Source organism: Variovorax sp. UC122_21, assembly GCF_044056785.1.
GTDB lineage: Bacteria > Pseudomonadota > Gammaproteobacteria > Burkholderiales > Burkholderiaceae_C > Variovorax.
This window is the reverse complement of sequence record NZ_CP172004.1, coordinates 5,548,053-5,571,310: the sequence shown is the minus strand read 5'-3', so window position 1 is coordinate 5,571,310 and position 23,258 is coordinate 5,548,053. Positions and strand designations below refer to the sequence as shown.

At 65.1% G+C, this 23,258-nt stretch carries 19 protein-coding genes, 5 pseudogenes and 1 riboswitch; of the genes and pseudogenes, 23 read left to right on the top strand and 1 reads right to left on the bottom strand.

The annotated features are described in order from the left end of the window. Window positions 1-48 precede the first annotated feature (48 nt). From ACHMXE_RS38985 to ACHMXE_RS38975, 3 genes and pseudogenes are all read left to right on the top strand, one after another. A pseudogene (locus ACHMXE_RS38985) lies at window positions 49-1,492 on the top strand (PLP-dependent aminotransferase family protein). A gap of 69 nt (window positions 1,493-1,561) precedes the next feature. Next, complete coding sequence (locus tag ACHMXE_RS38980; protein WP_395348996.1) at window positions 1,562-2,332, top strand: PhaM family polyhydroxyalkanoate granule multifunctional regulatory protein; 771 nt, start codon at window positions 1,562-1,564, stop codon at window positions 2,330-2,332. A 40-nt stretch (window positions 2,333-2,372) separates the two neighbouring features. Continuing rightward, window positions 2,373-3,653: an FIST N-terminal domain-containing protein gene (locus ACHMXE_RS38975; RefSeq protein WP_395348995.1), complete on the top strand. Its 1,281-nt coding sequence runs from the start codon at window positions 2,373-2,375 to the stop codon at window positions 3,651-3,653. 149 nt (window positions 3,654-3,802) lie between these two features. Here ACHMXE_RS38975 and ACHMXE_RS38970 read toward each other — a convergent pair whose 3' ends face one another. Beyond that, window positions 3,803-5,110 carry a D-amino acid dehydrogenase gene (locus ACHMXE_RS38970; RefSeq protein ID WP_395348994.1) on the bottom strand — a complete coding sequence of 436 codons (1,308 nt, stop codon included), beginning with the start codon at window positions 5,108-5,110 and terminating at the stop codon, window positions 3,803-3,805. Window positions 5,111-5,198: 88 nt separating this feature from the next. Continuing rightward, a riboswitch (glycine riboswitch) is annotated at window positions 5,199-5,317 on the bottom strand. Window positions 5,318-5,569: 252 nt separating this feature from the next. On the opposite strand from ACHMXE_RS38970, the gene rfbB reads away from it, so the two are divergent. The 20 genes and pseudogenes from rfbB to ACHMXE_RS38870 all read left to right on the top strand — a co-directional run bounded on the left by rfbB (window position 5,570) and on the right by ACHMXE_RS38870 (window position 23,256). Beyond that, the gene (rfbB, locus tag ACHMXE_RS38965) at window positions 5,570-6,640 is read left to right on the top strand and encodes a dTDP-glucose 4,6-dehydratase (protein WP_203204233.1); all 1,071 of its coding nucleotides are present in this window, start codon (window positions 5,570-5,572) and stop codon (window positions 6,638-6,640) included. After that, window positions 6,637-7,528, top strand: a pseudogene (gene rfbD, locus ACHMXE_RS38960) (dTDP-4-dehydrorhamnose reductase). Before rfbB ends, rfbD begins: the two are co-directional and overlap by 4 nt. Window positions 7,529-7,550: 22 nt before the next feature. Further along, window positions 7,551-8,438 (top strand): glucose-1-phosphate thymidylyltransferase RfbA, encoded by an 888-nt coding sequence (gene rfbA, locus ACHMXE_RS38955; RefSeq protein WP_395348993.1) that lies wholly within the window; start codon window positions 7,551-7,553, stop codon window positions 8,436-8,438. Further along, window positions 8,435-8,983: a dTDP-4-dehydrorhamnose 3,5-epimerase gene (gene rfbC, locus ACHMXE_RS38950; RefSeq protein ID WP_395348992.1), complete on the top strand. Its 549-nt coding sequence runs from the start codon at window positions 8,435-8,437 to the stop codon at window positions 8,981-8,983. The genes rfbA and rfbC overlap by 4 nt, the downstream gene beginning before the upstream one ends. Before the next feature lie 281 nt (window positions 8,984-9,264). Further along, window positions 9,265-9,900, top strand: coding sequence for a hypothetical protein (locus tag ACHMXE_RS38945; RefSeq protein ID WP_395348991.1), 636 nt, complete (start codon window positions 9,265-9,267; stop codon window positions 9,898-9,900). After that, the gene (locus ACHMXE_RS38940; RefSeq protein ID WP_395348990.1) at window positions 9,893-10,798 is read left to right on the top strand and encodes a glycosyltransferase family 61 protein; all 906 of its coding nucleotides are present in this window, start codon (window positions 9,893-9,895) and stop codon (window positions 10,796-10,798) included. Before ACHMXE_RS38945 ends, ACHMXE_RS38940 begins: the two co-directional genes overlap by 8 nt. A gap of 19 nt (window positions 10,799-10,817) precedes the next feature. Continuing rightward, window positions 10,818-11,254 (top strand): annotated as a pseudogene (locus tag ACHMXE_RS38935) (sugar 3,4-ketoisomerase). A gap of 3 nt (window positions 11,255-11,257) precedes the next feature. Continuing rightward, on the top strand, window positions 11,258-12,358 hold the full coding sequence (locus ACHMXE_RS38930) for a DegT/DnrJ/EryC1/StrS family aminotransferase (protein WP_395348989.1): 1,101 nt from the start codon (window positions 11,258-11,260) through the stop codon (window positions 12,356-12,358). 14 nt (window positions 12,359-12,372) lie between these two features. Next, window positions 12,373-13,316: pseudogene (locus ACHMXE_RS38925) on the top strand (glycosyltransferase family 2 protein). A 70-nt stretch (window positions 13,317-13,386) separates the two neighbouring features. Then, on the top strand, window positions 13,387-15,162 hold the full coding sequence (locus ACHMXE_RS38920) for a glycosyltransferase 61 family protein (RefSeq protein ID WP_395348988.1): 1,776 nt from the start codon (window positions 13,387-13,389) through the stop codon (window positions 15,160-15,162). Window positions 15,163-15,176: 14 nt separating this feature from the next. Then, window positions 15,177-16,289 carry a DegT/DnrJ/EryC1/StrS family aminotransferase gene (locus ACHMXE_RS38915; RefSeq protein WP_281081074.1) on the top strand — a complete coding sequence of 371 codons (1,113 nt, stop codon included), beginning with the start codon at window positions 15,177-15,179 and terminating at the stop codon, window positions 16,287-16,289. A gap of 13 nt (window positions 16,290-16,302) precedes the next feature. Further along, a pseudogene (locus ACHMXE_RS38910) lies at window positions 16,303-16,788 on the top strand (WbqC family protein); the annotation flags it as partial. After that, window positions 16,670-17,020, top strand: coding sequence for a WbqC family protein (locus ACHMXE_RS38905; RefSeq protein WP_395352992.1), 351 nt, complete (start codon window positions 16,670-16,672; stop codon window positions 17,018-17,020). The pseudogene ACHMXE_RS38910 and the gene ACHMXE_RS38905, both read left to right, overlap by 119 nt. Window positions 17,021-17,030: 10 nt before the next feature. Further along, window positions 17,031-17,984: a hypothetical protein gene (locus tag ACHMXE_RS38900; protein ID WP_395348987.1), complete on the top strand. Its 954-nt coding sequence runs from the start codon at window positions 17,031-17,033 to the stop codon at window positions 17,982-17,984. Between the two features lie 10 nt (window positions 17,985-17,994). Beyond that, window positions 17,995-18,951: a hypothetical protein gene (locus tag ACHMXE_RS38895; protein WP_395348986.1), complete on the top strand. Its 957-nt coding sequence runs from the start codon at window positions 17,995-17,997 to the stop codon at window positions 18,949-18,951. A gap of 11 nt (window positions 18,952-18,962) precedes the next feature. Beyond that, the gene (locus tag ACHMXE_RS38890) at window positions 18,963-19,427 is read left to right on the top strand and encodes a GNAT family N-acetyltransferase (protein ID WP_395348985.1); all 465 of its coding nucleotides are present in this window, start codon (window positions 18,963-18,965) and stop codon (window positions 19,425-19,427) included. Continuing rightward, entirely contained in the window at window positions 19,424-20,173 is a 750-nt protein-coding gene (locus tag ACHMXE_RS38885) for a bifunctional 2-polyprenyl-6-hydroxyphenol methylase/3-demethylubiquinol 3-O-methyltransferase UbiG (protein WP_203204247.1), read from the top strand. Before ACHMXE_RS38890 ends, ACHMXE_RS38885 begins: the two co-directional genes overlap by 4 nt. Then, window positions 20,170-21,087: a glycosyltransferase family 2 protein gene (locus tag ACHMXE_RS38880; RefSeq protein ID WP_203204248.1), complete on the top strand. Its 918-nt coding sequence runs from the start codon at window positions 20,170-20,172 to the stop codon at window positions 21,085-21,087. The genes ACHMXE_RS38885 and ACHMXE_RS38880 overlap by 4 nt, the downstream gene beginning before the upstream one ends. Window positions 21,088-21,097: 10 nt before the next feature. Beyond that, complete coding sequence (locus tag ACHMXE_RS38875; RefSeq protein WP_203204249.1) at window positions 21,098-21,511, top strand: GtrA family protein; 414 nt, start codon at window positions 21,098-21,100, stop codon at window positions 21,509-21,511. Continuing rightward, window positions 21,508-23,256: a hypothetical protein gene (locus tag ACHMXE_RS38870; RefSeq protein WP_395348984.1), complete on the top strand. Its 1,749-nt coding sequence runs from the start codon at window positions 21,508-21,510 to the stop codon at window positions 23,254-23,256. Before ACHMXE_RS38875 ends, ACHMXE_RS38870 begins: the two co-directional genes overlap by 4 nt. The last annotated feature ends 2 nt before the right edge of the window (window positions 23,257-23,258 follow it).

Below are 23,258 nucleotides of genomic sequence, written 5' to 3'. Positions count from 1 at the left end.
ACACAGCCAATCTGTATCGGGCTTGCGTACAACACAGATCGAACGCCGATGCTGACACGAACCTCGTCCCAGTCGCTGACCGCCCAACTGGCCGATCGCCTGGCCGAACGCATCCGCAACCGGCTGCTGCTGCCGGGCGCGCGGCTGCCCTCGGTGCGCGAATGCGCGCGCCAGCAGGGGGTGAGCCCCTACACCGTGGTGGCGGCCTACGACCAGCTGCTGGCGCTCGGGCTGGTGGAGGCGCGGCGCCAGCGCGGCTTCTTCGTGCGCGATTCGGGCCGCGATCCTGCGCGCGACCCGGCCCAGCCGCCCGGCGACCCGCTGCAGGTCAGCGCGATGTCGATGGTCACGCAGATGATGGCCTCGCGCACGCCGGCCGACGCCAGCTCGCTGATCCGCAGCATGTTCCACCGCCCGAGCGACAAGCCGCAGCCCGGCATGGGCGTGTTCCCGCCCGACTGGCTCGATTCCTCGTTCATGCCGACGGCGGTGCGGCGCATGACCAGCACCGCGATGCTGCAGGAACTGTCGCTGCAGTACGGCGAGCCCGCGGGCGACGCGGCGCTGCGGCGCAGCCTGTCGCAGAAGCTGGTGGGCATCAACGTGCCGGCCGCGCCCGACCAGATCGTGACCACCATCGGCGCCACCCATGCGCTGGACATCGTGAGCCGCACCATGCTGCGCGCCGGCGATCCGGTGATGGTCGAGGAGCCCGGCTGGGCCCTGGAGTTCGCGCGGCTCGAGGCGCTGGGCATGCGCATCCTGCCGGTGCCGCGGCGCGCCGACGGGCCCGACCTCGACGTGATGGCGCAGTACTGCGCGCTGCACAGCCCCAAGCTGTTCGTCAGCGTGAGCGTGCTGCACAACCCGACCGGCTACAGCCTGTCGCCCGAACAGTGCGCACCGCGTGCTCAAGCTGGCCAACGAGCACGACTTCCACATCGTCGAGGACGACACCTACAGCCACCTCGCGCCCGAGCACGCCACGCGGCTCAGCGCGCTCGACGGGCTGCAGCGCACCATCTACGTCAGCGGCTTCGCGAAGATCCTCGCGCCCAACTGGCGCATCGGCTTCCTGGCCGCCTCGCCCGCGCTCAAGGAGCGGCTGCTCGAGACCAAGCTGCTCGCCACCCTGACCTCGCCCGCGCTGTTCGAACGGGCGCTCTCGTGGTGCATCGACCAGGGGCAGCTGCGGCGCCACGCCGAGCGCGTGCGCATCCGCCTCGAGGGCGCACGGGCGCGTGCCGCCAAGCTGGTGCTGGCGCACGGCTGCACCTTCGCGTCCGAGCCCGCGGGGCTGTTCGGCTGGGTCGATACCGGCGTCGACACCGACATGCTGACCCAGCGCATGCTCGACCAGGGCTACCTGCTGGCGCCGGGCTCGCTGTTCCATGCGCGCCGGCCGCCGACCACGCTGATGCGCATCAACTTCGCGAGCTCGCAGGACGCGAGCTTCTGGAAGGTCTTCGCCAGGACGCGCGACGAGCTTTGAGCCGGGCGAGGCGGGCCCTGCCTTGGAGTAAGCTGGCAGCACAACACCCGCCCGACCGGAGACCGCCGCATGAACAAAGCCAGCCAACCCTTCGATTTCAGCCAGTTCGTACCCGGCTTCGACTTCCTCAAGAACCTCGCGGCCGGCGCGACCGGCGCCGGTTCCGTGTCCGGCATCCCGAGCCTGGCGAGCTGGGTGGCGCCCACCATGAGCGTCGAGGAGGTCGACAAGCGCATCCAGGAACTCAAGACGGTGCAGTACTGGCTCGAGCAGAACGGCCATGCGCTCAAGGCCACGATCCAGGCGCTCGAGGTGCAGAAGATGACGCTGTCCACCCTGCGCGGCATGAACGTGCGCATGGAGGACCTCGCGGGCGCGTTCACGCGGCAGGCGAACGCGGCGGCCGCGGCGGTCGGCCCGGCGCCGGCGGCCCCGCCGGCCGCGGCGCCCGAACCCGAGGTCGAACTCGAGGACGAAGAGGAACTCGACACGGAGGAGGAAGAAGAGGAGGAGGCACCGCCGCCGCGCCGCAAGGCTAGGCCGGCCGCCAAGGCCTCCTCGGATGCCGCCGCCGGCGGCGCGGTCGACCCGCTCAAGTGGTGGGGTTCGCTGACCGAACAGTTCCAGCAGATCGCGAGCACCGCGCTGCAGGACGCGGCCCAGCTCAAGATGCCCGCCGTGACCCAGCCGCTGGCCGACGCCGTCGGCAAGGCCATGGGAACCCCGAGCGCCTCGCGCAAGTCCACCCCCCGCAAGGCCTCCACGGCCGCCAAGCGACCGGCGGCGAAGAAGCCGGCCGCGGCGCCCGCGGCCCGCAAGCGAACGGGCGGCCGACGCTGAGCCGCCTTGTCCTGAACATCGAACGAAGCAGGTTGGCACGATGAAGTTGTTTCCCTCCGGTCACGCCACCCATCCGCAATGGCGCATGGCGGCCGGCCTCGTGCTGGCCCAGCTGCGCGCGCAGATGGCGTTGCCCGACTACGCCTCGGCACCCACCCTCGGGCTGCTCTACATCACCGACCACTATGCGGTCGACGCGCGGGAGATCCTCGACCACCTGAGCGCCGAGCTGCCCGAGGTGACCGACTGGGCCGGCACCGTGGGCGTCGGCGTGTCGGCCAACAATGCCGAGTACTTCGACGAGCCCGGCCTGAGCCTGATGCTCTGCGCCCTGCCGAGCGACCAGTACCGCGTGTTCTCGGGCGTGGCGCCGCTCGCCAGTTCCGAGATGAGCGGCTTCGAGGCCCACACGGCGCTGGTGCATGCCGATCCCGCCACCCCCGACCTGACCGAGCTCATCGGCGAGATGGCCGGGCGTACCGACACCGGCTACCTGTTCGGCGGCCTCTCCTCGGGCCGCGGCGGCGCGCTGCAGTTCGCGGTCGGCGGCAACGGCAACATCCGCGGCCAGGGCGCGGCCGGCGGCGTGTTCTCGGGCGGCCTGTCGGGCGTGGTGTTCGGCGAGGGCGTGCGGCTGGTGTCGCGCGTCACGCAGGGCTGCCAGCCGCTGCGCTCGGGCAGCGCGCGCGAGCGCGCGATCACCGAGGCCGACGGCAACCTCGTGCTGCAGCTCGACGGCGAGCCCGCGCTCGACGTGCTGCTGGCCGACCTGCAGGTCTCGCTCGAGCGGCCGCAGGAAGCCATCGAGGCCGTGCGCGCCACCCTGGTGGGCCTGGTCGATGCCGGCAGCGACGGCATCCGCCGCACCGGCGACCTCGGCGCCGACGTGCTGGTGCGCCACATCATCGGCCTCGACCCCACGCGCCGCGGAATCGCGATCGCCGACGTGGCCGAGGCCGGCATGCGCCTGAGCTTCTGCCGCCGCAACGCCCAGGCCGCGCGCGCCGACCTGATGCGCATCTGCGCCGAGATCCGCGAGGAGCTCGAGCCCGAGGAACAGACCCTGGCCACCGCGCGCGCCGTCGCCGCCGGCGAGGCCGAGGCGGCGCCGCATCCCGCGCGGCGCATCGCCGGCGCCGTCTACGTGAGCTGCTCGGGCCGTGGCGGCCCGCATTTCGGCGCACCCGGCGCCGAACTGCAGATCGTGCGCCACGCGCTGGGCGACGTGCCGCTGGTCGGCTTCTTCGCCGCGGGCGAGATCGCGCGGCACCACGTGTATGGCTACACGGGGGTGCTGACGGTGTTCACGGCGGACGACTGAAATCGGGATCGGACAGCCGAACGCGGAAGGAAGACCAAGCAGCGCGGAAGTCGCGAAGAAAACCATCAAGAAATTCTTCTTGACGGTTTCTTCCGCGTCCTTCGCGAAACCTTCGCGTCCTCTGCGTGCGGCAGTCCGCTTTCCGGGCCTTAGCTCAATGCGGGCCGTGCCATTCCGGTCACGGGCCTGGGCAGCCCCGTGAACGCGAAATCCACCTCCGGCGCCAGCCCGCTCACGATGCGCGCGATCGACTTGCCCGAGCCGCAGGCATGGGTCCAGCCGAGCGTGCCGTGTCCGGTGTTGAGGTAGAGGTTCGCGAGTTTCGTGCGGCCGATCAGCGGCACGTTGCTCGGCGTGGCCGGGCGCAGGCCGGTCCAGAACTGGGCCTGGGCGGTGTCGCCGGCGCCGGGGAACAGCTGCTCGACGCGGCGTACGATGGCTTCGCAGCGCACGCGGTTGAGGTCGCGGTCGTAGCCGTTGAGCTCGGCCGTGCCGGCGATGCGCATGCGGTCGCCCGATTCCGAGGTGTAGCGCGAGAACACCAGCTTGTATTCGTCGTCGGTCAGCGAGACCTGGTAGGCCTTGCTCGCGTCCTTCACCGGCAGCGTGACCGAATAGCCCTTGGCCGGATAGATCGGCAGCCGGATGCCCAGCGGCGCCGCCAGCAGCGGGCTCAGCGAACCCATCGCCATCACGAAGGCATCGCCGCGGATGCGCTGGAAGCGGCCCTCGGCGTCGGTGGCCTCGACATGGTCGATCGCGCCGCCCACTTCGCGCAGCGCGGTGATGGTGTGGCTCATCAGGAACTTCACGCCGGCCTCGGCCGCGCGCTTCGCGAGTTCGCGCGCGAAGCGGTTGGCGTCGCCCGATTCGTCCTCGGCCGTGTAGGTGGCGCCGGCCAGTTGCGGGCGGATGTGGGCCAGCGCGGGCTCGAGCTTCACGGCCTCGTCCGCCGAGATCACCTGGCGCTCGCAGCCCAGCGCGCGCATCTGCTCGGCGGGCGCGAGGGCGCCGTCGAACTCCTTTTGCGTCGTGTAGAAGTGCAGGATGCCCTGCGTGCGCTCGTCGTAGCGGATGCCGGCGTCGCGGCGCAGCTGCTGCAAGGTGTCGCGGCTGTAGGTGCCCAGGCGCACGATCTGCTCGATGTTGTGGCGCGTGCGCGCGGGCGTGCACTCGCGCAGGAACTGCAGGCCCCAGAGCCACTGGCGCATGTCGGCGCGGATGCGGAACAGCAGCGGGGCGTCTTCCTTGCCCAGCCATTGCAGCACCTTGAGCGGCGCGCTGGGATTGGCCCAGGGCTCGGCATGGCTCACCGAGATCTGGCCGCCGTTGGCGAAGCTGGTTTCGGCTGCCGGGGTGGCCTGGCGGTCGATCACGGTCACGTCGTGGCCGAGTTGCTGGAGGTAGTAGGCCGAGGTCACGCCGAGCAGGCCGGCGCCCAATACGATCACGCGCATTTCAAGTACCTTTCGAGGTCGAAGCGCTTGAACGGCGTGAAGGTCGTGCTACTGAATAGATAGCGCGCAACCGGACGGCCGTCCAATTGCCGCTCCCCCTGTCCTCGGTACCTGAGAGTTTCATCCGTTGCACCTCGCAACGGACTTGCTCCTTCGGCGCAGCACGACCGCGATGGGCGTTGGTGCTGGCTCTCCAGACGGCGTTTCAGTGGTTGCAGTACAGGCCCCGCGCGAAGCGTGGAGCCGACCTGAGCGTTTATGGGAGTTTGCGCCTTCGGTGGGGCTGCCTGCGCGATGCATGCGGCCCGCTCTCCTGCAATGGGTGGCGATTGTAGGCGCGCCGCACACACCCGCCAACCGGAGGATTCGGCCTTGCGCACGGGTGGGATAATTCACGCCCGGCCGCGCCCGCGCGGCTTCGACCCAACAACTCAGCAATCACACAGCACAGGGGACCCCATGATCCTGGTTACCGGCGGCGCCGGCTTCATCGGCGCCAATTTCGTCCTCGACTGGATCGCCCAAGGCGACGAACCGGTCGTCAACCTCGACAAGCTCACCTACGCCGGCAATCTCGAGACCCTGGCCTCGCTCAAGGACGATCCGCGCCACATCTTCGTCCAGGGCGACATCGGCGACAGCGCGCTGCTCGACCGCCTGCTGGCCGAGCACAAGCCGCGCGCGGTGGTCAATTTCGCGGCCGAATCGCACGTGGACCGCTCGATCCACGGCCCCGAGGATTTCGTGCAGACCAACGTGCTCGGCACCTTCCGCCTGCTCGAGTCGGTGCGCGGCCACTGGAACGCCCTGCCGGCCGACCAGAAGGCGGCCTTCCGCTTCCTGCACGTGTCGACCGACGAGGTCTACGGCTCGCTCTCGAAGACCGACCCGGCCTTCACCGAGGAGAACAAGTACGAGCCCAACAGCCCGTACTCGGCCAGCAAGGCCGCCAGCGACCACCTCGTGCGCGCCTGGCACCACACCTATGGCCTGCCGGTGCTCACCACCAACTGCTCGAACAACTACGGCCCCTTCCATTTCCCCGAGAAGCTGATCCCGCTGATGATCGTCAACGCGCTGGCCGGCAAGCCGCTGCCCGTGTATGGCGACGGCATGCAGGTGCGCGACTGGCTCTACGTCAAGGACCACTGCAGCGCCATCCGCCGCGTGCTCGAGGCCGGCCGGCTCGGCGAGACCTACAACGTGGGCGGCTGGAACGAGAAGCCGAACATCGAGATCGTGAAGACCGTCTGCGCGCTGCTCGACGAACTGCGCCCGCGCGCCGACGGCAAGGGCTACGCCGAGCAGATCGCCTACGTGACCGACCGCCCCGGCCACGACCGCCGTTACGCCATCGACGCGCGCAAGCTCGAGCGCGAGCTCGGCTGGAAGCCGGCCGAGACCTTCGACACCGGCATCCGCAAGACGGTCGAGTGGTACCTCGCCAACGGCGACTGGGTGCGTAACGTGCAAAGCGGCGCCTACCGCGCCTGGGTCGAGAAGCAGTACGACGCGAAGGCCCCCGCATGAAGCTGCTGCTGCTGGGCAAGGGCGGACAGGTCGGCTGGGAACTGCAGCGCAGCCTCGCGCCGCTGGGCGAGTTGGTCGCGCTCGATTTCGACAGCACCGATTTCCACGCCGACTTCAGCCGGCCCGAGCAACTGGCCGATACCGTGCGGCAGGTGCGCCCCGACGTGATCGTCAATGCCGCCGCCCACACCGCCGTCGACAAGGCGGAGAGCGAGCCCGAGTTCGCGCGCAAGCTCAACGCCACCTCGCCCGGCGTGGTGGCGCAGGCCGCGCAGGAGATCGGCGCGCTGATGGTCCACTACTCGACCGACTACGTCTTCGACGGCAGCGGCAGCAAGCCCTGGAAGGAAGACGATGCGACCGGGCCGCTGAGCGTCTACGGCAGCACCAAGCTCGAGGGCGAGCAGCTGGTGGCGCGGCACTGCGCGAAGCACCTGATCTTTCGCACCAGCTGGGTCTATGCGGCGCGCGGCGGCAACTTCGCCAAGACCATGCTGCGGCTGGCCAAGGAGCGCGACAAGCTGACCGTCATCGACGACCAGTTCGGCGCCCCCCACCGGTGCCGAGCTGCTGGCCGACATCACGGCCCATGCCATTCGCGCCACCTTGCAGGACCCTTCCAAGGTCGGGCTCTATCACGCGATCGCGGGCGGCGAGACCAACTGGTACGACTACGCGCGCTACGTGCTCGAACTCGCGCAGCAGGCCGGCGTCGAGCTCAAGGCCGGGCCGCAGCAGGTCGAGGCGGTGCCTACCAGCGCCTTTCCCACGCCGGCCACGCGGCCGCACAACTCGCGCCTCGATACGAGCAAGCTGCAGGCCGCCTTTGGCCTGGTGCTTCCGCCGTGGCAGAACGGCGTCGCGCGCATGCTGCGCGAAATTCTCTGATTCACAGGAAAGCAGAACCCCCATGACGCAACGCAAAGGCATCATCCTCGCCGGCGGTTCCGGCACCCGGTTGCACCCGGCAACGCTCGCCATGAGCAAGCAACTGCTGCCGGTGTACGACAAGCCGATGATCTATTACCCGCTCAGCACGTTGATGCTCGGTGGCATGCGAGAAATTCTCATCATCAGCACGCCGCAGGACACGCCGCGCTTTCAGCAATTGCTGGGCGACGGCAGCCAGTGGGGCATCAACCTGCAGTACGCGGTGCAGCCGAGTCCCGATGGGTTGGCGCAGGCCTTCATCATCGGAGAGAAGTTCCTGGGCAACGCGTCGAGCGCTCTCGTGCTGGGCGACAACATCTTTTACGGGCACGATTTCGCACAGTTGCTTGGAAATGCCGATGCGCATGCGACCGGTGCGACGGTCTTCGCGTACCACGTGCAGGATCCGGAGCGCTATGGCGTGGTCGCATTCGATGCCCAGGGAAAGGCCAGCGACATCGAGGAAAAGCCGGCCAAGCCCAAGAGCAACTACGCGGTCACGGGTCTCTATTTCTACGACAACCAGGTCGTCGACATCGCCAAGGCCGTCAAGCCCAGCGCGCGCGGCGAACTAGAGATCACCGCGGTCAACCAGGCCTACCTCGACCTCGGCCAGCTCAACGTGCAGATCATGCAGCGCGGCTACGCGTGGCTGGACACCGGTACCCACGAAAGCCTGCTCGAGGCGGGACAGTTCATCGCAACGCTCGAGCATCGCCAGGGGCTGAAGATCGCATGTCCCGAAGAGATCTCATGGCGCCACGGCTTCATCGACGACGAGCAATTGGCAAAGCTGGCAGCGCCGCTGCAGAAGAACGGGTACGGCAAGTACCTCAGTCGCCTGCTGACCGAAGGAGCGCAACCATGAAGGTGACCGAGACGGCCATCAAGGACGTTTTGCTGATCGAGCCGAAGGTGTTCGGCGATGCGCGCGGGTTCTTCTTCGAAAGCTTCAATCAAAAGGCGTTCGACGAGGCTGTAGGCCAGCATGTCGAGTTCGTTCAGGACAATCACTCGCGATCGGCGAAGGGCGTCCTGCGCGGGCTTCACTACCAGGTCCGACAGCCGCAAGGCAAGCTCGTGCGCGTGGCGCGCGGCGCGGTGTTCGATGTCGCTGTCGACATTCGTCGTTCTTCGCCGACATTCGGCCAATGGGTGGGCAGCGTACTTTCGGAAGAAAACCAGACGCAGCTGTGGGTGCCTGCGGGCCTCGCGCACGGGTTTCTGGTGTTGAGCGATTCCGCCGATTTTCTCTACAAGACCACCGACTACTACGCGCCGACGCATGAGCGTTGCATTGCATGGAACGATGAAACCCTGGCCATCGGATGGCCAGAGATCGGCATGGCGCCCTTGCTGTCCGCCAAGGATGCGGCGGCGCCCAGTTTTGCCATGGCCGAACTGCCGGGATAGGCGTCGGCAGACGGAGTTTTCGATTTCCAGGGGTTGCCGAATCGGGTTCGGCGGCGCACCAGGCATTTCCAATAAAAAAAGCCAAGCAACGATGAGACCACCTATCGACCTTGCGGACTCGGCCGCATGCGCGGGATTGTGTACGGAGATATTCGCAAATGAATTCGGCAGCGTGAAGGCTGCAAAGTCGTGAGAAGCACTTCGACTCAGGAAAAGAAAGCTACTCTGCTTGCGGCCGCCAGGGGGCCATCCGCAGGCGGATTCCGCGCAAGCGGCCGTCCTTGTCCGAGCTTTTCGACGCCGATTGGTACCGCAAGGGATTTCAAGCGAATGAGGTGATCGGCAACCCCTGGGAGCATTTCCTCGACGGCGGCTTTCTGAAGGGCAATCCCAACCGAATGTTCGATACCAGCTGGTATCTGGACCGCCATCCGGAGCTGCGTGCCACGCGGAGCAATCCGCTGCAGCACTACCTGGAAATCGGAGAACGGGCGGGCGAGCCACCCAGTGAGCGATTCGATCCGCAATGGTATCTGGATGAGTATCCGGACGTGGCTGCCGCCAATTTGAGCCCCTTGTTGCACTACCTGAAATTCGGCGCGACTGAAGGGCGCCTCCCGCAGCGGCTCGCGCATTTCGACTCCGTGATGGCGCTGTCTGGGTTCTTGGCAGGCCTGCCGCCTTCTTTTTTGTCGCGACCCTGCTCCGTGGATCTGCAGGTCAGTTCGGTTTATTCGCTTGCATCGGCGGGAATAGGTGCTGCCCGTATTTTTCACGAGGCGCCTGGAAATTTTTGCGAAGGCGTCGACGGCGCACCCGAGTATCCGAAAAATGCATTCGTCGCCGAAATCGATGATTCGATCGCGATTGCGGGAAACGCGTTATCTGATCGGGCCTGGCGAAGATGTGTTGCATGACGAAAACGCGCATTTCCTCGAAAAAGAAGATGCCGCCATCAAATATTCTAAGGCAACGCGATCTCCGGTTCCTGGCCACTTGAATATCGAAATCACTGCGCGTCAGTCGGCATGGCTCGCGTCTGGGCTCAATATCATGCATGAATATGAAAACAATTATTTTCATTTCATCGCAGAAACAATTCCTAGGATGATTCTTGCGGAGGAGGCTGGTGTCCCTCCGAATATCCCGTTTCTCTCGACCGACGGCCTTCATCCAAATATCAAGAAGCTTTTCGAGCTTGCCAATGTGGCAGGGCGACCTATCATCGAATTGGAAAAAGGTACCTTGTACCGGGTCAAGCGGATGTATTACCCATCGGACTTGACATCTGTCGTCGATGCGTACAAGGGCGGCTGGATGGCGCGCCAGACCGGGCTGGACGTCGGGCGCATCCGAAAGGGCGTAGATCGCTTGCGGAGCGCCTTTCCTGCCGAAACCTCCGCCGGAAAACGAAAGATCTTCGCGGCCCGTGATGGCAACTACCGCAGGCTGCTGAACCAGGAAAGCATCGAGCAGCGTATCTCGGATATCGGGTTCGAAGTCCTTCGGGCGGAGAAACTGGATGTCGAGTCGCAAATTCGAATATTCCAGGAAGCGGAAATCATCGTGGGACCCACGGGTGCGCAGATGACCAATCTGGTCTGGTGTCGCCCGGGTGTCCACGTCATCGTTCTAGCCTCCGACCATCCGAGTCACCAGCTTTATTTCTGGCAACTGCTCGGCAGGGTTTCCGGTGCTACGGTGACGATTTTGCAAGGCCCGAGGGCCTACGCACGAGACGATCTTTACAGCGTGCACGATGACTATCATGTTGATGAAGATGCGGTCATTGCCGCGGCTTTGAACATGACATAAAAAAACAAAAGGGCCTACCATGAAAGAAGTAATAAACCCTCGGCATTCGTTGAGCAATGCCGTCGAACTGCTTGATCTGGAGCGATTGAGCGACCCTCGAGGCAATCTGACCTTCATTGAAGGCGGCCGGCACATTCCCTTCGACGTCAAGCGGGTCTATTACCTTTACGACGTGCCCGCCGGGAGTCTCGAGGCGGCCACGCCCACCACGAATTGCAGCAATTGATCATTGCGGTAGCCGGAAGTTTCGACGTCGTCCTGGACAACGGATTTGAAAGAAAGACGATCACCTGCAATCGGCCGTTCCAGGGGATTTTCATGAAATCCCTGGTGTGGCGGGAGTTGGAGAATTTTTCTTCCGGCGCCGTTTGTCTGGTTCTTGCTTCCATGCGATACGAGGAATCGGATTACATCCGAAATTACGAAGATTTTATTTCTGTGGCGCGCAAAGGGTAAATTATGATTCCGTTTTTCGATATTCATGCCGGCCATGCCGAATTGGCGAACGAATTCACCGAGGCTTTTTCGAGGGTCATGACCAGTGGTCACGTCATCATGGGGCCGGAAGTCAGCGCCTTTGAAAAGGAATTTGCCACCTATTGCGGCGCCAAGCATTGCATTGGCGTGGGCAACGGCCTTGACGCGTTGGCGTTGACGCTGCGTGCGCGCGGCATCGGACCCGGCGACGAGGTGCTGGTGCCCTCGCAGACCTTCATCGCCTCGTGGCTGGGCGTCTCCATGGTGGGCGCAACGCCCGTGCCGGTCGAGATCGATCCGGCCACGTACCTGATCGACCCGGCGCGAATCAAGGAAAAGCTGACGAGCAAGACCAAGGCCATCATGCCGGTCCATCTGTACGGCCTTCCCGCCGCGATGGACAAGATCAACGAGATCGCCCGCCCACTGGGCATCTTCGTTCTCGAAGATGCGGCACAGGCGCACGGTGCGACCCATCACGGTAAGCGGACCGGCACGCTGGGAAATGCGGCCGCCTTCAGCTTCTATCCCACCAAGAACCTGGGCGCCATGGGCGATGCGGGCGCGGTGGTGACCGACGACGACCAGCTGGCCGCCGACCTGCGCATGCTGCGCAACTACGGCTCCACCCAGAAGTACATCCATGAAGTCGCCGGCGTGAACTCACGCCTGGACGAACTGCAGGCCGCCTTGTTGCGCACGAAGATCGGGCGGCTCGATGCGTGGAACGACAAGCGCCGAGCCTTGGCCGCGCGATATTCCGAGGGCCTGAAGGGCGTGGGCGACTTGCGCGTCCCCTTCGTGCCCGCGGACAGCACGCACGTGTTCCACCTCTACGTGGTCAGCACCCAGCGCCGCGCCGAGCTGTCGGCCCACCTCACGGCGGCGGGTGTGCAGACGCTGGTTCACTATCCCATTGCACCGCACATGCAGGGCGCTTACGCCGAGCTCGGTCTGCCGGCCGACAGCCTGCCGCTGGGCACCGCCGCCGCCAACGAGACCCTGTCGCTTCCCATCTGGCCGCAAATGAAGCCCGAGCAGGTCGATACGGTGGTGGGCCACATCCGCGGCTTCTTCGCCTGAGCCGGGTTCGCTTCATGCCTTCCACGCTGGTCACTGTCGTCATCCCCATCTTCAACCAGGCGGAGTTCGTCGTCGAAACGGTGGGCAGTGCGGTCCGGCAGACCTGCCGAGACCTGCAGATCGTGGTCGTGGACGATGGCTCGACCGATGGGAGCGCCGATCGGCTCGCCGCCGAATTCGGTGATCGCATCGTGCTGCTGCGGCAGAAGAACGGGGGCCGTCGGCGGCGATCAATGCCGGCATCGCGGCGGCCACCGGATCGTTCATCGCGCTGCTGGGCGGCGACGACGTGTGCGTCGACGACCGCATGGACATCCAGCTGGAGATCATGCGGACGACGTCGCACGACATCGTGTTCTCGAAGCCGCTGCTGATCGACGGTTCCGGCCAACCGCTGGATGACGCCTCGTTCCCGGTGTTCTTCGACGAGCGGCCCGACCAGCCGTTGCTGCGCACCTTGCTGCTCGAAGGCAACTTTCTCTGCGCACCGACCGCGTTCATGCGCCGCGAGGCCGTGCAGAAGGTCGGATGGTTCCGCCCCGGCCTGATCCAGCTGCAGGACTACGACTACTGGCTGCGCGCCGCGGCGGCGGGGTTGAGCCTGGCGGAAACCGGTCCGCGTGTCGTCAAGTACCGCAGGCACTCGGCCAATCTCTCTTCGCCGCGCGCGAGTTTCGCGTCGACCGCGGAGTCGATCCCGATCTTCAAGTCGGTCCTGGACACCGGCGGTGCCGCCGAATTCCGGCGCGCGTTTCCCTACCTCTTCGAGCCCGTGGCCGATCCCGCCACGCCGTTGACCCGCTTCGACAAGGCGCTGTTCCTGCTGTCCCACCCCCGGGACGAGATGCGCATGATCGGCGTCGAATATCTGGTGGCGCTGTCCGAAGACCCGGCTTTCCTCGCCAAAGCCGAGAGCTTCGGACTCAACCTTCCCCGATTCGTCCAGAACGCCCTGTGAGTCGACCGGCGCGAGCGCCGGCGATCGATCAGGAACAATCCCGTCCCGTGCTGCCCGAAAACACTCAACGATGACCATTCGAACAAGACTGAAGGCGGCTGCACACAGGCTTTTCGGATCTTCGCCCGAGGCGCCCGCGCCGGTGGCCCCGCCGGCGATCGAACCGGCGACCGAGGCCCGCCCGGCCGCGCCCGAGATCGACATCTACGCCGAGAACGCCAGGTGGATGGCATTGGCCGCGGAGCGTCGCTTCGACGAGGCGATCGATCTGTGCCGGGCCACGATCGCATCGCCGGACACGAGCTTCATGGCCTCGCTGTTCCTCGGCTACGCCGCCGCGCAGACGGGCCGGCCGGCCGACGCGCGGCCGCACCTGCGCACGGCGAGGAAGCTGAATCCGGGCGACTACTACGCGAACCTGCTCCTCGCGAACGTGGAAAGCGCGCTGGGCAACCGCCACGAGGCGATCGTGTACTACATGCACTGCTGCGGGCTGCCGGTCGACTCCGTCGTCGAGCCTTTCGAGGCGGCGATGACGCTGGCGAAAGCGCAGGTCGACAGCGCGGACGGCAACGCGCTCTCCGCGCTCTTCGACGAGCTGTCGGCGCGGGACAGGCTTCCCGAGCTGTTGACGCTGAAGTTCTTGTTCTACTGGCGGCGCGATGCCGACCTGGCTCGAAGGCTCGCGCACGCAGCCGATGGCAAGGGAGAGACGAAGCCGTCATTCAGGCGCATCCGTTCCGTGGCGGCCTGGACGCGCGAAGAAGGCCAGCCCTATGTGCGTCTCGGAGAACCGGCCTCGATCCGCCTCGTCGCGCCGACGGAGGACTATGCCGGCGATCCGCAGGAGAAGCACGTGCTGGCAAGCGAGCCTTACATCGCCGAGGTGCGGGACGCGACGATCGTCGGCAACTCGAGCCTCGTCTATCTCGGCGACCACGACATCGTGTCCGACGTGCTCGCGCATCCCCAATACGGCATCCAGGTGAGCCTGGACTACGACAAGACCGTGTTGGCCCAGCGCTCCGATGCCCTGCTGCTCGCCCCCTTGCCAGCCCCTGCGCACCTGGTCGAAGGGATCATGCTCTCGGGCCTTGCGAGCAATGCCTACGGGCACTGGTTCGCTGAGTTCCTGCCGAAGCTGCGCCACTTCGAAAAACATCCTCGCTTCGAGGAGCTGCCGATCGTCGTCGACGCCGACATGCCGGCATCCCATTTCGATTTCCTTGCGACGCTCGTGCGCAACCCCGTGCATCGCCTGGAGCGTGGTGCCGCACTGAAGGTCGGCTGCCTTCATCTGGCGCCGACGACCACCTTCTTTCCCGTGGAGCTCTTCAAGGACCACACCGTGCCGCCCGAGGACCAGGCGTCATGGACGGCGGAGGCCATGCGCTACATCAAGGAGGGCGTTGCCAGGAGCCACGCGCTTGCGCCCGAGCGCACGCGCAGGCTGTTCCTGTCGCGCAAGAACAGCGCCTGGCGAATCCTGCGCAACGAAGGCGAGATCATCGAGGGCCTGCGGGACCTGGGCTTCGAAACGATCTTCCTGGAGGAGTACGACTTCGCGCGCCAGGTGCGCACCTTCGGCGAGGCCGAGTTCATCGTCGCGCCCAACGGGTCCGCGCTCAATAGCCTCATCTTTGCGGCCACCGACGTGAAGACCCTCATTCTTGGCCAGCAGAACAGCTTCAACTGGGGCGGTTGGCTGGGCCCGATGCTGGACCTCGGGTTCGAGCCGCAGTTCATGGAAGGCGAAGCCACCGAGAGCACCAGCTTCAAGCATTCCGACTATGTCGTCCCGGCGGACAGGGTGCGCGCGAAAGTGCTTGCCATGCTGGGCTCGTGAATATCCAAAGAAAAATGCCCATGACCAACCCTGTCTACGTGACCCAGCCCTACTTGCCGCCGCTGGACGAGTTCCTGCCCTACCTGCAGCAGATCTGGGACAAGAAGATCCTCACCAACGGCGGTCCTTTCCACCAGCAGTTGGAAAAGGCGCTGTGCGAGTACCTGGGCGTGGAGCACATCGCGCTCTTTACCAACGGCACGATCGCGCTGGTCACCGCACTTCAGTCGATGCGCATCACCGGCGAAGTCATCACCACGCCGTACTCGTTCGTTGCCACGTCGCACTCGCTGCTGTGGAACGGCATCAAACCGGTCTTCGCCGACGTCGATCCGCGCACGCTGAACCTCGATCCGGCGTGCATCGAGGCGCTGATCACGCCGCAGACCACGGCGATCATGCCGGTGCACTGCTACGGTCATCCCTGCGATACCAAGGCCATCCAGACGATCGCCGACACCTACAACCTGCGCGTGATCTACGACGCGGCCCATGCCTTCGGTGTGCAGGACGAGGGCGGCAGCATCCTGCGGCACGGAGACATGTCCGTGCTGAGCTTTCACGCGACGAAGGTCTTCAACACCTTCGAGGGCGGCGCCATCGTCTGCAAGGATGCAACCACCAAGACCCGTATCGACCAGCTGAAGAACTTCGGCCACGTGGGCGAGGTCACCGTGGTGGCGCCCGGCATCAACGGCAAGATGAGCGAGTTCAATGCCGCGCTGGGCCTGCTTCAGCTGAAGCACCTGCACACCGCACTGGATCTGCGCCGAGCCATCGACGTCGCGTACAGGCGCCTGCTCGCGGATGTACCGGGCATCGTGTGCCTGCCCGACGCCGGCGAGTCGGTGGCGAACTTCGCGTACTTCCCGATCCTCGTGGGGCCCGAGTACCGACTGTCGCGCGACGAGCTCTACGCCCACCTGAAGGAGCACGGCGTCCATCCGCGCCGCTACTTCTATCCGCTGATCTCCGAATTCCCGATGTACCGCGGCCTTCCGACGGCGAGCCGCGATCAGCTGCCGAACGCGAGCCGTGCGGCCGATCGCATTCTCTGCCTGCCGATCTATCCGGACCTCGGTCTCGATCAGGTCGAGCGCATCGTCGACCTGATCGCGGCGTTGTGAGCGCATTCATGCAATGGATGGAGACGCGATGAAGGTCGGGATCATGCAGCCGTACTTTCTGCCCTACATCGGCTATTTCCAGCTGATCGCGGCGGTGGATCTCTTCGTGGTGTACGACAACATCAAGTACACGAAGAAGGGCTGGATCAACCGCAACCGGCTGCTGCAGGGCGACACCGACGGTATCTTCTCGCTGCCGCTGAAGAAGGACTCCGATGCGCTGGACGTCGTCGAGCGCGAGCTGGCGGCCGATTTCAACCGGCAGAAGCTGCTGAACCAGTTCATCGGCGCCTACCGCGGGGCGCCGTATTTCGAGCCTTGCATCGAGCTGCTGCGCTCGCTCGTCATGAACGAGGAGGCGAACCTCTTTCGCTACCTCCATGCCTCGATCGTCCAGACCTGCAAGTACCTCGGCATTTCCACGCGCATCGAGATATCTTCCGACGTGCCGGCCGACCATGCGCAAAAGGGCGAAGACCGCGTTCTCTCCATCTGCGCGGCCTGCCACGCAGACACCTACATCAACACCATCGGCGGCCTGGAGCTCTATTTCGCGCGAACGCTTCGCGCGGGAAGGCATCGTGCTGCAGTTCATCCGGTCCTTGCCCGTCGAGTACCGGCAGTTCGGCAAGGCCCCCTTCGTGCCGTGGCTGTCGATGGTCGACGTCATGATGTTCAATCCGGCCGACGAGATCAGGGACTCGTTGCTGACGAAATTCGAATTGGTCTGAACATGTTCAAGTGGAAAAAACTGGGCAAGGTCTTCAACCCGGCCCGCAACATGGCCGTGAATGGCTCAACGAGTTCGCGCAGGCGCCCGCGACGCTGCTGTTCGACGACTTCGTGCGCGTGTATTTTTCATGCCGGCCCAAGGCCGATGCCAAGGGCCAGTACGTGAGCTATTCGGCCTTTCTCGACCTGGACCGCCGCGACCTTTTCAAGGTGGTGAACATCAGCGCGGACCCGATCCTGCCGCTGGGGCCGCTGGGTGCCTTCGACGAGTTCGGCATCTATCCCGTGTCGGTGGCGCGCGACGGCGCGGACGTTCGCGCGTACTACGCGGGATGGACGCGCTGCGAATCGGTGCCGTTCAACGTGGCCATCGGCAGCGCGATCAGTCACGACAACGGGGAAACCTTCACCAAGCTCGGCCTCGGGCCGGTGATCGGATATTCACCCGACGAGCCGTTCGTGATGAGCGGCCCGAAGATCCGTCGCTTCAACGATCGCTGGTACCTCTGGTACATCGCCGGGCGCAAATGGAAGGTGGTCGACGGGCGCGCCGAGCCGGTCTACAAGATCCGCATGGCCACGTCGGACGACGGCGTCACCTGGCACAAGGAGAACCGCGACCTCGTCGAGAGCCGCATCGAGGAGGACGAGGCGCAGGCCAGTCCCGACGTGTTCTTCGCGAACGGCAAGTACCACATGTTCTTCTGCTACCGCTACAGCGCCGGCTACCGTGGCAAGACCTTCGGCTATCGCATCGGCTATGCCTCCAGCACCGACCTGCTGCACTGGACGCGCGACGACGACAAGGCCGGCATCGACATCGCCGACGAGGGCTGGGATTCGGAAATGATCAGCTATCCGCACGTCTTCGAGGTGGACGGGCAGGTCCACATGGCCTACCTGGGCAACCAGGTCGGTCGCGAGGGCTTCGGCCTCGCGGTGCTCGACGGAAAGCTGGAGTAAGGACATGGCGATGAAGTGGAAGAGGCTGGGCAAGATATTCGACCCGACGGCGCACGCGCTCCCCAACGGATGCGCGCAGTTCGCGCAGTCGCCGCAGACGCTGGTCTTCGACGACTTCGTGCGGATCTACTTTTCGACGCGCGCCGTCGATCCGAAGAACGGCAAGTTCCTGAGCCACATCGCCTTCGTCGACGTCGCCGCCGACATGCGGACCGTGATCCGCGTGGCCGACAAGCCGGTCATCCCGTTGGGCGAACTGGGCTGCTTCGATGAGCACGGCATCTTCCCGATCAACGTGGTGCGCCACGACGGAAAGATCTCGGCCTTCACCTGCGGCTGGAACCGGCGCGTGTCGGTGTCGGTCGATACCGCGGTTGGCCTGGCCGAGAGCCATGACGACGGCCTCACCTTCACCAAGCTGGGCCATGGGCCGGTCATGGGCGCATCGTTGCACGAGCCCTGCCTGGTGGGCGATGCCTTCGTGCTGCCGGTCGATGGCGTGTTTCATATGTGGTACATCTTCGGCACCGGCTGGAAGCAGTACGCCGATGGCGCGGCGCCCGACCGTACCTACAAGATCGGCCACGCGACCTCGACCGACCGGATCCACTGGAGCAAGGAGGAGGCACGGCAGATCGTCTCCGACAGCCTCGGGCCGGACGAGAGCCAGGCGCTGCCCACGGTCGTCAGGATCGGCAGCCGCTTCCACATGTTCTTCTGCTTTCGCCAGTCGTTCGATTTCCGCACGACCAAGGGCCGCGGCTACCGCATCGGCCACGCCTGGTCGGACGACCTCTCCAACTGGACGCGCGACGACGACAACCCGCGGCTTGACATCCCCGAGGCGGACTGGGATTCGGACATGCAGTGCTACCCGCATGCCTTTGCCTTCCGGGACAAGGTCTACCTGCTCTACAACGGCAACGAGTTCGGACGCCACGGCTTCGGGCTTGCCGTGCTCGAGTGATACGGAAAACGATGCAGCCAGAGCGCTTCGAGTTGGCGGTCGACCGGGCCTCGGCCGACCAGATCGCCGGGCACCTGCGGGAGTGCAGCGAGAGCTTCACGCCGCCGCTCGCCGGGCGCGTGGACATCGCCGCCTACGCCGAGAAGATCGCGCGCAGGGCGACGCGTTTCGAGGCCTGGGAGGCGACATCGGGGCTCGTGGGACTGGTCGCGGTGTATGACAATCCGCAACTCGAGGTCTTCGTGACCAACGTCAGTGTGGCGCCTTCCTGCCGCGGCGCGGGTCTGGCCCGGCGCCTGCTGCAGGGTTGCTTCGATCGGATGGACATTCCTCATGCCAGGCGCTACAGGCTCGAGGTCGATCCGCGCAGCGAGGCGGCGGTCCGCCTGTACACCCGCATGGGCTTCGTCCCGGTATCGCAGGTGGGAGAAATGATCAGCATGGAGCGCCCGGCGACGGGTGGGGACAAGGAATGAGCACAGAACGCAACTACGACCAAGAGATCTCGGACGCGGCGGACCACCAGTACGCGTATGGTTTTGACTTCGACGTCATGCATCCGTACATGCTGAGGTCGTTCGAGCCCTTCATCCGGCCGGGAAAGGTGCTGGAGCTGGGCAGCTTCAAGGGCGACTTCACGCGGCGCCTGGTGGAACGGTTCGACGACGTGACCTGCGTCGAGGCCTCCGAGGTGGCGCTGGGCGAAGCCAGGAGGCGGCTGGGCGACAAGGCGCAGTTCATCCATTCGCGCTTCGAGGATGCGACGCTGCCGCACCGCTACGACAACATCGTGCTCACCCATGTGCTCGAACACCTGGACGATCCGGTCAAGGTGCTCAAGCGGATCAACGAGGAGTGGCTGAGCGACGACGGGCGCTTCTTCCTGGTGTGCCCGAACGCGAATGCGCCCTCGCGGCAGATCGCGGTGAAGATGGGCCTGATCACGCACAACGCCGCGGTCACGCCGGCCGAGGCGCAGCACGGGCACCGGTGCACCTACTCGCTGGACACGCTGGAGCGCGATGCGGTGGCGGCGGGGCTGCGGGTGGTGCACCGCAGCGGGATCTTCTTCAAGGCGCTGGCGAACTTCCAGTGGGACCGCCTGTTGAAGACCGACATCATTTCCAAGGAGTACCTGGAAGGCTGCTACCAGCTCGGACAGGTCTATCCGGACCTGTGCTCCAGCATCTTTCTCATGTGCGAACGCGGGCCCGGAAAATGAAGATTTCCTTTGTCGTCGCCGTCTATCAGAACGAGGGCGCGATCTCCAAGACGCACGAGAAGATCGCGGGCGTCTTCGCGGACCGACTCAAGGCGCACGAGTACGAGGTGGTCTTCATCGACGACGGTTCGACCGATGGCTCGCTGGAGGAGATCCGCAGCTTGCGCGCGATCGATCCCAACGTGAAGGGCCTGACCTTCACGCGCAACTTCGGCCAGATGGCCGCGATGCTGGCGGGCTTCAAGGAGGCGACAGGCGACGCCGTCATCAATATCTCGGCGGACCTGCAAGACCCGGTGGACCTGATCCCCGAGATGGTCGACAAGTGGATCGCGGGATCGGAGATCGTCATCTGCCACCGCACGGACCGTGCGGACACCTGGCTGGCCAAGACGTACTCGAGCCTGGCCTACGGCATGCTGCGCATGGCCATTCCGCAGATGCCGTCGGGCGGCTTCGACTTCGTGCTGATGGACCGCAAGGTCATGGACGAATTCAACGCCATCGACGTGCGTCACCGGTTCTTCCAGGGCGACCTGTTGTGGACCGGCTACCGGACCAGCCTGATCCCCTACGAGAGGCAGAAGCGCACCATCGGCAAGTCGCAGTACAACTTCGGCAAGAAGCTGAAGAATTTCCTCGATGCGATGCTGGATGCGTCCTATCTGCCCATCCGTTTCATCTCCCTGGTGGGGTTGCTGACTTCCAGTCTGGGTGTGCTCTACAGCATCAGCATCGTAGTTGCATGGGCACGGGGGGAGACGCCCTTCGACGGCTGGGCGCCGCTCATGATCGCCGTCCTGCTGATCGGCGGACTCATCATGGTGATGCTGGGCGTGGTCGGTGAATACGTGTGGCGTATCAACGAGGAAGTGCGCAAGCGGCCGAACTATATCGTCAGGGACCGCTTCTGAAATCCGGCGCGTGATTCGTCTCAAGTCCCTCGCCGCGCAGTTCTCCAAGTTCACCGTCGTCGGGGGGGTGAACTTTTTTTTCACGCTGGTGCTTTTCTATCTGGCCGTGGTCGTGCTGCGCATCAACCACCTGATCGCGTTGGTGCTGGTCTCGCTGATCGGGATGCTGCTCACCTACACGCTCAACTACTACTGGGTCTTCAAGCCGAGCGAGAAGATCACCTTCGGCTCACGGCTGGCCAAGTACATCGGCGCGGGCCTGGTCTCGGTGGCGCTGAACGTGCTGTTGCTGCATCTGCTCACCTCGAACACGCACATCGCGCCGTTCTATGGGCAACTGCTGCTGATCCCGTTCGTCGTGCTGTTCAATTTTCTTTCCGCGAAGCTCTGGTCGTTGCGGGTCGAGCAGCCCTCGACGCCATGAGATCCGTGGACGAGGGCACGCCCGTCGACGAGGCGGGTGGCAGTGCAACAGCCCCGTGGCGCGCGCTGGAAGCGGCGGTCGCCGCGTTCGTGCTGGTCGCCGCATGCGCGGTGATCGTCTATGCGGTCTGGTCGCGCAACCGCGGCTTCGAGATCACGGACGAGGCCTACTACCTCCTGCTCGCGATCCATCCCGCCGAGACCCGGTTCTATATCAGCGCCCAGCAATGGGCGACGGCGCCGATCTGGCAGCTCACCGGCAGCCTTGCATCGTTCCGGATGGCCGGCCTCGTGCTGCTGGCGGGCAGCGCGGCGGTGCTCGGCATGGGCGCGCTGGCTGCGGCGCGCGGGCTTGCCACGCCTGGCCGGCCGCCGATGTCGGGGCGTGTGGCCGTGATCGGCGGCGCGGTCGTTTGCGCGCTGCTGTATGCGATCACCATCAACGTGTCGCCGAGCTACAACCTGCTGGCTTCCGCGGGTGCCTATCTGGCTCTGGGACTGGTGTTGCTGGCTGGCGGCAAGACATCGACGGTCTCGCGCACCGCGCTTTTCGGCGTGGCCGGCGTCGCGCTTGCGGTGGAGTTCGTCTGCAAGCCATCGTCGGGCGTGGCCACCTTCGTGCTCGTGGCAGTCGCCGTGCTGTGGCTGGACCGGTCGGGCGGTCGCAAGACGGTGGCATTGGCAACCGTGGTCGCCGGCGGATCGCTCGGGCTTGCCGCGCTGCTCTTCTCGCAAACCACGCCAGGCGAAGCCGTGCAGGCCTTCAGTGGCGGTATGGCGCTCTTCAGGATGGTCCAGTCCGAGCCCATCTTCACGCGGCTGGCTCGCTATGCCATCGAGTTCGGGGGCTACGCAGCCGATGCGATGCGCGCGAACGTATTCCTGATCGTCGCGGTGCTCGTGTACCTGATCAGGACAAGTCGGGTGACGATCGCACTTGTGATCGCCGCGGTCGGCCACACGCTTCTCGCCACTCGGTACTTCGAGTACGGAATGCCGCAGTACATCGAGTACATGCAACGGGCACTGGTTTTCCTGGCGCTCATGCTCGCGGTCCTGTGGCAGGCCATGCCTGTGCGCTTCAGAGGGCTCATCGCCGTGCTGGCCATGTTGCCCTACACCGTGGCCATGGGAACCGGCAACGCGCTCTTCGGGCAGGTGATCATTTCTCTGGCCTCCTGGGGCGCCTTGATGGCGCTCGCCGCCTATGCCAGGCCGTCGGCGAGCAGGGATGCGGCGGTGCCGATGGCCATCCTCGTCGGGTTCGTCGCACTGACGAGCGCCCAGATCCTCGTCTACAAGGCCAAGATCCCCTACAACCTGAACGAGCGCATGGACCGGCAGTCGTTTCCCGTCACGATCGGCCCGTTGGGGCGGGTGAAGGTGGATGCGGAAACCGTGCGGTTCATGCAGCAGGTCGACGCGGCGGTCGCGAAATGCCGCATTGCGCCGGGCGCGCCGTTCCTGGGGCTCTACAACGTTCCTGGCCTCGCGCTGGCGCTGAACGCGGTGCCCATCGATACGCCCTGGCTGAACAACGTCGCCCAGGCCGATGCGGTGCTCTCGTCGAACGAAGCCATTGTCGGCAACGCCGTGCTTGCCATCCGGCTGAACGCCGACGCGAGCCTACCGCCGCTCCCCGTCGCGCTGAAGGGGTTTTCAGCGAATTTCGAGCACTGTGGGGATGCGGTGTTTCCTCACGAGCAGCAGAAGATCCAGATTTGGAGCGGTCTTTCGCGCAGATAAGC

Coding starts and splice junctions, on each gene's coding strand:
- ACHMXE_RS38895 (WP_395348986.1), top strand. CDS start 17,995: ATGAAGTGGAAGAGGCTGGGCAAGATATTCGACCCGACGGCGCACGCG.
- ACHMXE_RS38890 (WP_395348985.1), top strand. CDS start 18,963: ATGCAGCCAGAGCGCTTCGAGTTGGCGGTCGACCGGGCCTCGGCCGAC.
- ACHMXE_RS38975 (WP_395348995.1), top strand. CDS start 2,373: ATGAAGTTGTTTCCCTCCGGTCACGCCACCCATCCGCAATGGCGCATG.
- ACHMXE_RS38970 (WP_395348994.1), bottom strand. CDS start 5,110: ATGCGCGTGATCGTATTGGGCGCCGGCCTGCTCGGCGTGACCTCGGCC.
- ACHMXE_RS38885 (WP_203204247.1), top strand. CDS start 19,424: ATGAGCACAGAACGCAACTACGACCAAGAGATCTCGGACGCGGCGGAC.
- ACHMXE_RS38980 (WP_395348996.1), top strand. CDS start 1,562: ATGAACAAAGCCAGCCAACCCTTCGATTTCAGCCAGTTCGTACCCGGC.
- ACHMXE_RS38870 (WP_395348984.1), top strand. CDS start 21,508: ATGAGATCCGTGGACGAGGGCACGCCCGTCGACGAGGCGGGTGGCAGT.
- ACHMXE_RS38915 (WP_281081074.1), top strand. CDS start 15,177: ATGCCCATGACCAACCCTGTCTACGTGACCCAGCCCTACTTGCCGCCG.
- rfbC (WP_395348992.1), top strand. CDS start 8,435: ATGAAGGTGACCGAGACGGCCATCAAGGACGTTTTGCTGATCGAGCCG.
- ACHMXE_RS38880 (WP_203204248.1), top strand. CDS start 20,170: ATGAAGATTTCCTTTGTCGTCGCCGTCTATCAGAACGAGGGCGCGATC.
- ACHMXE_RS38905 (WP_395352992.1), top strand. CDS start 16,670: ATGCCTCGATCGTCCAGACCTGCAAGTACCTCGGCATTTCCACGCGCA.
- ACHMXE_RS38930 (WP_395348989.1), top strand. CDS start 11,258: ATGATTCCGTTTTTCGATATTCATGCCGGCCATGCCGAATTGGCGAAC.
- ACHMXE_RS38920 (WP_395348988.1), top strand. CDS start 13,387: ATGACCATTCGAACAAGACTGAAGGCGGCTGCACACAGGCTTTTCGGA.
- rfbB (WP_203204233.1), top strand. CDS start 5,570: ATGATCCTGGTTACCGGCGGCGCCGGCTTCATCGGCGCCAATTTCGTC.
- rfbA (WP_395348993.1), top strand. CDS start 7,551: ATGACGCAACGCAAAGGCATCATCCTCGCCGGCGGTTCCGGCACCCGG.